At 37.1% G+C, this 8610-nt stretch carries 12 protein-coding genes and 1 pseudogene; all 13 read left to right on the top strand.

Going from position 1 to position 8610, the window contains the following annotated elements:
• Window positions 1–72: 72 nt before the first annotated feature.
• Window positions 73–921: a hypothetical protein gene (locus MHO82_RS25215; protein WP_239189299.1), complete on the top strand. Its 849-nt coding sequence runs from the start codon at window positions 73–75 to the stop codon at window positions 919–921.
• A gap of 104 nt (window positions 922–1025) precedes the next feature.
• Window positions 1026–1520 (top strand): SUKH-4 family immunity protein, encoded by a 495-nt coding sequence (locus tag MHO82_RS25210; RefSeq protein ID WP_239189296.1) that lies wholly within the window; start codon window positions 1026–1028, stop codon window positions 1518–1520.
• A gap of 214 nt (window positions 1521–1734) precedes the next feature.
• Window positions 1735–2064 (top strand): hypothetical protein, encoded by a 330-nt coding sequence (locus tag MHO82_RS25205; protein ID WP_239189294.1) that lies wholly within the window; start codon window positions 1735–1737, stop codon window positions 2062–2064.
• A 194-nt stretch (window positions 2065–2258) separates the two neighbouring features.
• Window positions 2259–3017: a hypothetical protein gene (locus MHO82_RS25200; protein WP_239189292.1), complete on the top strand. Its 759-nt coding sequence runs from the start codon at window positions 2259–2261 to the stop codon at window positions 3015–3017.
• A gap of 67 nt (window positions 3018–3084) precedes the next feature.
• A complete protein-coding gene (locus MHO82_RS25195) occupies window positions 3085–3480 on the top strand; it encodes a hypothetical protein (RefSeq protein ID WP_239189290.1) in 396 nt (131 codons plus the stop codon).
• Between the two features lie 161 nt (window positions 3481–3641).
• Complete coding sequence (locus MHO82_RS25190) at window positions 3642–4253, top strand: hypothetical protein (RefSeq protein ID WP_239189288.1); 612 nt, start codon at window positions 3642–3644, stop codon at window positions 4251–4253.
• 108 nt (window positions 4254–4361) lie between these two features.
• Window positions 4362–4658, top strand: coding sequence for a hypothetical protein (locus MHO82_RS25185; RefSeq protein WP_239189286.1), 297 nt, complete (start codon window positions 4362–4364; stop codon window positions 4656–4658).
• A 120-nt stretch (window positions 4659–4778) separates the two neighbouring features.
• Window positions 4779–5219 (top strand): GNAT family N-acetyltransferase, encoded by a 441-nt coding sequence (locus MHO82_RS25180; RefSeq protein ID WP_239189284.1) that lies wholly within the window; start codon window positions 4779–4781, stop codon window positions 5217–5219.
• A 148-nt stretch (window positions 5220–5367) separates the two neighbouring features.
• Window positions 5368–6117 (top strand): hypothetical protein, encoded by a 750-nt coding sequence (locus MHO82_RS25175; protein WP_239189282.1) that lies wholly within the window; start codon window positions 5368–5370, stop codon window positions 6115–6117.
• Window positions 6118–6259: 142 nt separating this feature from the next.
• A complete protein-coding gene (locus MHO82_RS25170) occupies window positions 6260–6592 on the top strand; it encodes a hypothetical protein (RefSeq protein WP_239189280.1) in 333 nt (110 codons plus the stop codon).
• Window positions 6593–6920: 328 nt separating this feature from the next.
• Entirely contained in the window at window positions 6921–7913 is a 993-nt protein-coding gene (locus MHO82_RS25165; protein ID WP_239189278.1) for a DUF2971 domain-containing protein, read from the top strand.
• Between the two features lie 112 nt (window positions 7914–8025).
• Window positions 8026–8163: a hypothetical protein gene (locus MHO82_RS25160; protein ID WP_239189275.1), complete on the top strand. Its 138-nt coding sequence runs from the start codon at window positions 8026–8028 to the stop codon at window positions 8161–8163.
• A 209-nt stretch (window positions 8164–8372) separates the two neighbouring features.
• Window positions 8373–8529: pseudogene (locus MHO82_RS25900) on the top strand (DUF3265 domain-containing protein).
• The last annotated feature ends 81 nt before the right edge of the window (window positions 8530–8610 follow it).

Here is an 8610-nt window from a genome sequence, read left to right as displayed (position 1 = left end):
AACAAACTGCTTAAACGGACGCAGGAACATTCGGCGGTTTTGGTTCTGAGTGTGGTTGGCTTTGAAAGTTAGGTGACAGCGCCATTTAGCAGAGCGTTAGCTGCTTTTTTGAGTTTTTTGATTATAAAGGGTGATTTAGAGTTGGAAGAGTTAAGATTACTATCGAAGGAATATTATCAAAAGAATGTTGATATTAAGCTTTTTGGATTGACTGGTGGCTTATTCTTACTTTTATCAATGCCGTTTCTCGGTTTGTCGATATATCTGAATTTTTATACTGTATTAACTGATTTTGTTTTACTTCCTATGTTAATTAGTGCTTCTTTTTGGTCTTTTGCGAAAAAGGAATATAAAAGAAATTTAATACGAAGGTTAGCTTTTTTTACTCATCTTGAAAGCACCAATGTTTCAGAGCATAAAGCTGTATATTTACAACTATTAACATCACACATAGCTGATAATTTATACGAAACAATGAAAGCTTTTCGAGATATTACAGAAACTAACGCTAAAAATAGAAGTTTTGTGCTTGATAATGGTTGGTATCATTTCTTTAATTTTTTATATAATCCAGACGCTAAAAACAGAATATTAAGTCTTCTAATTTATTTGATTAGTTTAGTTGCTGTTTTAACGGTAATTAAACCAGATACCGGTGTCGATTTTTATGAAATTATACACAACATAAGTTTTTCAGATGTTAAGACTTTCTTTATTATGAGTATATTTTTAATACTGCTTGGTTATGTGATTTTAGTTGTTCCTCTGATGTTTATTATTTCTTATGCAGTTGTTCCATTGTTACTTAAGTTTTCATCTGCAAGTATGTTGTCACGATATTTTATTTCGGAAATTAATAAATATGCTTTTGTTGATGTACGGGTGTTGCAGCTAACAAAGCCATCAACACGATGCTCATAACATTCGGCGTTTTTGGTTTTAAGTATAATTGGTTTGGAAAGTAAGTCGTCAGCACGTGTTATGGCGGCGTTATGTTTTTCTTCAAAAGTATGAGTTATATCAAAATGGCAGACTTAAAAGATCTAAAACGAAGGTTTATTAATAGTTTACCAGAAGTACCAATAGCTCTTGATCTTGGCTTGGATGAGTTCGTCTCACTAAGTGAAGAAAAATTATCCACGTATAATTTAAAGGATGAAGATATCGAAATATTATCAAAGGTTGGTTTGCCCATAGATGCGCCACCTTCTTTATCATTTCGAAACTGTGGTTCTCTTGTTGAAAATGGGGCGTTGATATTGGGTAACAATGGTTTTGGCGATCCAATATGCCTAGACCTTCTTACTGGTGAGGTTGTTTGTTTTATGCACGACTCAAATATGGAACGAGTATTCATCAATAGCAGCCTAAAACTATTTCTGGAATCATTATGTATTTATCAAGAACATTTGCGCAGTGGCAGTCTAATGAATTGTTTAAATAGTTTGTCTGAAATTGATATTGGGGTTGCTAATAAGGAAAACTACTGGGCATATGAAATCAGTAGGGACGTATGTTAAGAAAATATTGCACAACTTAAAACATAACAAGGCAATCAAGGTGATGCGTTACACTCGGCGGTTTTGGTGCGGAGTTCGGTGCGCTTTGTTGGTTCAGTGGGGCACACCTTATTGCAGGCGTTAGCTTACAAAGCGATTTCTATCACAGAAAACGGATGGTAAATCTCGAATAATCATAATGTTAGTTATCAAGGCTAAACGGTAGAGGTAAAACGTGGCTAGGAAAAAACAGTTAAAAGTAAATGGGAGTTCAATAGGAAATTTTTCAATTGAGCATGTACAGGTCAAACACTCGTTTCTTAATGAAATAGTAGACAGAGTTAGTTTAAAAGTTGAAGCTGAAGGTCAGTATTACGAATATGAGTTTTCATCAGATATTCGCCATCCCGATTTGCAGAAAATTTCGCATCACTTACGCTCTTCTATTGAGACGGCTCAACGAGACTGTCTAAATGTTGATATTTCAGAGTACTCTGATAGAAACTACCTATTTTTCAATGTTCAGAAAATAGGTCAGGAACAGTACACTGGCGTTCGTAAGTAAGCTAACAAAGCATTTAAGAGTGATTCCCAACGCTTGGCATTTTTCATTCCATCGTTGGGTTTTGTGTTTACGGTGGCATGTTTAGTTTTCGTGGTAGCGTTGCTCACACCTTAATGCGGCGTTAAGCATCTAGTTTTCAATACAGTAGTGTATGCCTTCTATAATTATGTTTTTAGCTTAATTTGGAGGGAGTGATGATTGAACAAAAAAGTGGAAATGAATCACAATCAGAAGATGTTATTAAACTTCTTACTGAAGATATTCAATCACATCGAGAGTATATACACCGATTATATCGGTCAGCATTTTCAGTAGGAGCTGTAATTGTAGCAATTGGTGTCGGGCTTGCTTATTGGGTGCTGGGAAAACAATTAGATGCAAGAGTTTTTGAGTACAGAATAGTTGAGTCATTAAGAACTAGAGCAACTGATATTACTAGCCAAATAGTAAGTGATTCAAAAAATGCAGCTCAAAAGCAAGTTGAATTGTATATTAATGAAGAAATAGGTAACGAAGTAAAAACTGTATTGAAACCTGAGATTGAAAAGTTAAGCCAAGAAACATTACCGGAGATATTTGATAAGGTTGCTTTTCCTGTTGGAGCCATTTTAGCTTTCGATAGAGCAACGGGATGTCCACAAGGTTGGATTGAATGGAAAGAGGGGGCAGGAAGGACAATAATTGGTTCAGGCCAAGGCTCGGGATTGACACTTCGTATATTGGGAGCTGTTGGTGGAGCTGAAACTCACCAACTTTCAATTGAAGAAATGCCATCTCATTCCCACACTACAGTGCAGATGATTGGTGATAATAATATTGATGGTGTTGATAGTACAACCACGCGTAGTGGGGACCATCATAATGAAACACGTAATACAGGTACTGCAGGAGAAGGGAGGGCTCATAATAATATGCAGCCATTTATCGTGCTAAATTATTGTAAGAAAATTTAATTAGTCCAGTGTCCTTGCTGCTTAACAAAGGCATCAAGGGTGACGCGTTACACTCGGCGGTTTTGGTATGGAGTTTGGTGCGCTTGGTAGGTTGGTCGTGGCGCACCTTATGCCCGGCGTTATGTTTCAAAAAATAGGATCGGCGATGAATGCTAAAGAATTCGTTGGACTTTGGAAGTCTGAAAAAGAGGAACAATTAAAGTTGTACCTTTCCATAGATGGGGAGTCAGAAGTTTCTTCAAAGATTGAAAAGATGAACTTATCAGAAACACAGATGAATCAATTGGCTAATATTCTAGATGATGTGCTTACTGATACCTATACAACGATGCTTTGTGGCTTAGATGGTAGTGCAAGTATTGGTGGTAACCAGCAAGAGTACTCAATCCATGATGAAAATGGCATACCGATTGAAAGTTGTGGGGACATAGAAGCCGAAGCATACGAGCAATTTCACGAGTAAAAGTGAATCCAAGAAACATAACAAAGCCATCAATACGACCACCAACGCTCGGCATTCTAGGTATTGATTGGCTTTAGTGTTTTCGGTGGTCTATCAACATTATCGTAATGCGTTGTGGCGTATTATGGCAGGCGTTATAAGCCTTAGGGAGGAGATAAGCTTTGAAATTATTCAAAAGTAATAATGTAAAAGTAATTGATTCGTGGGACGAATATGTTTTGATTGCCCTTCTTCCGAAAGAGCCGTCAGCTATTTCTAAAAAATGGGTGAGAAACTATCGAATTCAAATTGAAGGCATCGTTACAAAAGTAACAATGCAAGGGATAGAGCGTGAGATTTATGGACATCTAAATATTCCATCGCTATCGGCATTATTGCCAGTGAAAGTTAATATTTGTGTGGGCTCAGATTTAGAACCTAGTCTGCGGGATGAAGGTGTTTTTGGTAACTTTTGTTTTGGTGGTCATATCAACCCTAATTGTGATTCAGGCGATTATTTGCCTAATTTAGTATTTAATCTGTTTTTAGAACAAGAGATATGGGATGGTATGAGAGAAACGATTGAAAACGTATGTGTAAGTTCTTCTTTCAAAGCAGAAATTTCGTTTCAGGTTAATTATGAAACAAAGCCCAACCCACAAAATTTTTTGGAAGAGAGGTGTAGTGACTTCCAATCAATCACATTTTTTAAGATGCAATCAGTTAAAGCTATTGATATAGGAAACTTAACGAAAAATACCAATTTCATAACGGACCTTTCAAGTGATGTATAACTGGCTTATAACAAAGCAATCAAGGTGATGCGTTACACTCGGCGGTTTTGGTATGGAGTTTGGTGCGCTTTGTTGGTTCAATTGGGCACACCTTATTGCAGGCGTTAAATGCAGATGGAAAATATGAGAGAACCTCACGAAATATTAGATGAAGTAAAGGATGAAGAGAGCTTTCTGCTTTTCGTAAAATCACTAATTGCAGATCGCGAACCTCATGAAGGAAAATCAACAGATGAAGTTGGCTTCACTGAAGATTGGGCTAATAATTCTATCAGCGGGTTCTTAGAAGCCGCTGTAGCTTGGGCGGAAGATTCCGATTTTGGAATCCGTCAAGATCCTGATCTAAGGACAAATAAATGGAAACAGTTCGCAGTATTCTTATATTGCGGGAAAGTTTATGAGTAAACGGCACTTAACAAACTGTTAAATCGGGACAAAATTCAGTTGGCTTTTTGCTCCTTCGTCGCTAATTTTAGCCAACCAAATTTAGCCCATTAACAAGGGCGTTAGAAAGTTTAGGAAAATATGGTGTTAGAATTAAGAAAGTCGGTGATATCAGAAGCCAGGTCTTTTGTTGAAATGGAGTGTTCTCATGATACAAAAGGCTTTGTTATTCCTTATTCACTAGAAAAGCACGCAAGTCTAATAGAGAGCAATGACGTAATTTATCTGTCTTTGTACTACGAAAACGAGTTGTCAGGTTTCATAATTTTGTCGCAAGAAAGCCAAGAAGTCGTTGAGTTCAGGAGAATTGTTGTTGCTTCCAAAGGAAAGGGTCTTGGTCAACTCGCAATTAAAGAGATGGAACAGTATTGTGCGGAAAACTTAAACTGTTCAAAAGTCTGGTTAGATGTATTCGAATCAAACTCAAGAGGAATATATATTTATAAAAAGCTGGGCTATACGCAATTTAAAGAAGCGTTCTATGAAGGTAAGAAATTGTTATTCATGGAAAAAACGTTCTAACAAAGCGTTTAAGGCAGATTCGCAACGCTCGGCATTTTCGGTTTGCTTTGAATTTAGTGTTTACCGCACAATAGTTTAAGTGTGGTGGTCTGCGTTGCTCACTACTTAACGCGGCGTTAGGCTTTAATCTGATTTTAGTAGGTAGATTGTGAAAAAAATAATTGGCGACATAGTAAGCAAAGTTAAGTCCGGAATGAATCAAGCATATGCTGACACTCTAAATTTCACTGATGACCCTGCTGCAAGATTCGGGGCTGAATACTTATTTACGGTTAATGTAGCTAAGGAGATTGGCAGATTAAATGGACCTGACGCAGATCCTTATCAAATATATATTGAAGCTAGCGTTAAGAAAGTTGCTAAAGATTGCCTTCCTTTAATTAAACGGGGCAATCCAATGGTTAGAGGATCATCTATTATCCGAAAAGGTTCACCTTTTATGGAACGTGAAGGTCGTGTAGATATTGCTGTTTATACAGATGTATTGCCATATAAGTGCAATGGAAATACTCCCTTTTGTATTATCGAGCTTAAAAGCTTTAATCCCGCTAGAAAGTTAGTAATAAAAGACTTAAAGCGAAACTTAGAATTTTTAACTTTATCCGGACCAACAGGTAAGTCTTTTGTTGAAGTAGGTTTATTCTCTGCTGTCCACACTGTAGCCCCTACAAATGATTCAGCACAACTAGATAAACAAGTGAAAAAAATTAAAGATGACTATAGTAACTGGTTGTCTGAAGTCGGAAATTTAGCTGGTATTGACACCGATATCCAAATTTTCACACTTAGCAAAGATGTAGAAGGTCGAATAATGGATGATATAGATGGGTACTATGTCGACACAGATTCTAAACATCACTTTATTGGTGTTATCGTGATCTTTACGAACAAAGCCTAACAAACAATTTAAGAGTGATTCAGCACGCTTGGCATTTTTGATTTGGGTTAAGTTTAGTGTTTACGGTTGTCAAATTGAGTGTCGTGGTCGCGTGCTTCACACCTTAATTGGGCGTTATGCGTCAGTTTAACTAGGAATGTTAATGCACGATTTACAGCGTACAATTTGTAATAAATATAAGTCTAAATTTCATGGCATTGACATGAGTTTGAAAGTTGGTATTGCATTGGAGACTCTACATATTGAACCAATACATGCGGTAAGAACTGAGGCTTGCGATGGAACTACTGGTTGGTTTATTTGGTGTGGCGAGTTTTCTGAAGATGCGGATTTTTTTAAACCTTTATGTGCAAATCATTTAGACAAATATTGCCCACATATAATTAAATATTTAGCGTTAGAACCTGGTTTTCGAGTTCTAATAGATCGTAATGATTACGAAGATGTGTGGTTTGACGAAGAAGTGAACGCATAACAAGTTGCTTAAACGGACGAAAAACAGTTGGCTTTCGCTCGTTCCTCGCAAATTATAGCCAACTATTTTTCGCCGCTTAGCAAGGCGTTATATTTTTTCTTGATTATCACAGAAACTCAGTCAGCGGATTGTATTCATAACTGATTGAATATAAAGTAGTCACTGTGAGTTTGTATAATAACTGAGTGATATAGAATTAATAAAAAGCAAGGCCGAATACTTCATTCAGAACGGCCTTCTGTCATGGAAGCCTTACAGTAGCTATCTGCTTTGTGGATGCATCTAGCTGAGTCATGGTGGTAACCAAGTATTTTTTGAGTAAATTAAAGTGAATAAATATTTATATAAGTATATGCCTCTAAGAGAGCAATTTTTTGTTGAGCCAATGTTAAGGGCAACTCAAATAGAAGGTTTAAACGATCCGTTTGAAGCGTCCTTGGCAATGGAGCAAATTGTAAATGTAATGAAGCATCAGGATAACGTTTTCGCTCCCGACGGCTATGAAAAATCAGAAGACGAAGATAATTATCACATTCAGGCTTGTCTAGAAACGATTCCAGAAGATTTAAATGAGCAAGGCATAGTATCTTTTACAGAGGATTATTCAAATCTTTTAATGTGGTCTCACTATGCTGATGAGCATCAAGGTATTGTTATTGAAATAGAAAATGATCATTCGTGGCTAGATGACAAATACTTTATAGAGAACGATAAGTTTGTGCGTTTTGCGGAAAGCCCTGTATGCAATATGCATGAATTACCTACCAGAGTCGTCTATAGAGATACTCAGCCGATGTTTGAATTGGAGCGTGATGCGCTTCCAGATGATAAATATAGTGTACCCTATAAGAAACTAATAAAATCACTCTTTTTGACCAAGGGGGATAAATGGATATACGAGAAGGAGCATCGTTCCATACTAAACCTCAGGTATTGTGATAAATTGGTTACTGATTACAGTGATCTTTTAGAAATGATCTGTAATGGTCAGTTAACAATTCAAGGTGATAAGAAAGGAAAATGTGAAATTAATATTCCATCTGACTTTGATGTTGGAGAAAATGAAGATGTTAATGGTGATGGTATTAGATTAGGTCTGTATAGTGCAACAAGATATACAAGCAAATCATTATATCTTTATAAAGTTGATCCTATGGTAATAACAGGTGTTTATTTTGGATGCAATGTGCCTGATTATAAAATAAAAAAATGTATTGAATTAATACGGAATAATTCGAATTTTCGTGAAGACTTAATACTTAAGAAGGCTGTAGCACGTAAAGATAGGTATGCTCTATCTTTCGAAGAAATAAAAATATAACAAAGCAATCAAGGTGATGCGTTACACTCGGCGGTTTTGGTATGGAGTTCTGCGTGCTTTGTTGGTTAAGTGAGGCACACCTTATTGCAGGCGTTATGTGCTTGGAGAGCAAATGATAAAACAGCCTCCTTACAAAGTTGAGTTTGGTCAATCAGGAGAAGTCCCTCCGGCGCACGTTGTTGCCATAGATAAGAACCTCAATAAAGTTAAGCAAGAGCAGTCGAGATGGCGATACAGATGGTCGTATTGATGAGCTTGATCTCAACGGTGGGATTCAATCAGAGGAAACCAAACAGATGATGCTTGAGCTCAATAAGCAGGGTTTTGTGTTTGCTTACGATGATAAAGCTTATATTTCACCTAGCCATTTTATGAAGCAACTTTTATTGAGCGGTGACCTAAGAACATCATTCAAAGAAATCAGTTGGTCAAGTCCAAAGCGATGGTGTCTTACAGAGTATGAATTTGAGCGACGCACATAACAAACTGTTCAAGAGGGATTCGCAACGCGTGGCATTTTTACTATGCGTTGGTTTTAGTGTTTAAGGCGGTATGCGGCGACTTCGGTATTGCGTTGCTCACCTATATGGTCTCCCCCAGTTTTGCAAGTCAGTAGTGTGATAAAAAGCGCAGGTTAACTACCATATATACGGCCTGTTTGAACGGCTAATGCCTTGGCCAAGATGAGGCAGTCGAA

The sequence above is a fragment of the Vibrio sp. Of7-15 genome (assembly GCF_022347565.1).
Classification (GTDB): Bacteria; Pseudomonadota; Gammaproteobacteria; order Enterobacterales; family Vibrionaceae; genus NORP241.
Note: the sequence above shows the minus strand (reverse complement) of the source record. Positions and strands in the feature narration are given on the sequence as shown.

Coding starts and splice junctions, on each gene's coding strand:
- MHO82_RS25180 (WP_239189284.1), top strand. CDS start 4,779: ATGGTGTTAGAATTAAGAAAGTCGGTGATATCAGAAGCCAGGTCTTTT.
- MHO82_RS25170 (WP_239189280.1), top strand. CDS start 6,260: ATGCACGATTTACAGCGTACAATTTGTAATAAATATAAGTCTAAATTT.
- MHO82_RS25160 (WP_239189275.1), top strand. CDS start 8,026: ATGATAAAACAGCCTCCTTACAAAGTTGAGTTTGGTCAATCAGGAGAA.
- MHO82_RS25210 (WP_239189296.1), top strand. CDS start 1,026: ATGGCAGACTTAAAAGATCTAAAACGAAGGTTTATTAATAGTTTACCA.
- MHO82_RS25185 (WP_239189286.1), top strand. CDS start 4,362: ATGCAGATGGAAAATATGAGAGAACCTCACGAAATATTAGATGAAGTA.
- MHO82_RS25200 (WP_239189292.1), top strand. CDS start 2,259: ATGATTGAACAAAAAAGTGGAAATGAATCACAATCAGAAGATGTTATT.
- MHO82_RS25195 (WP_239189290.1), top strand. CDS start 3,085: ATGGAGTTTGGTGCGCTTGGTAGGTTGGTCGTGGCGCACCTTATGCCC.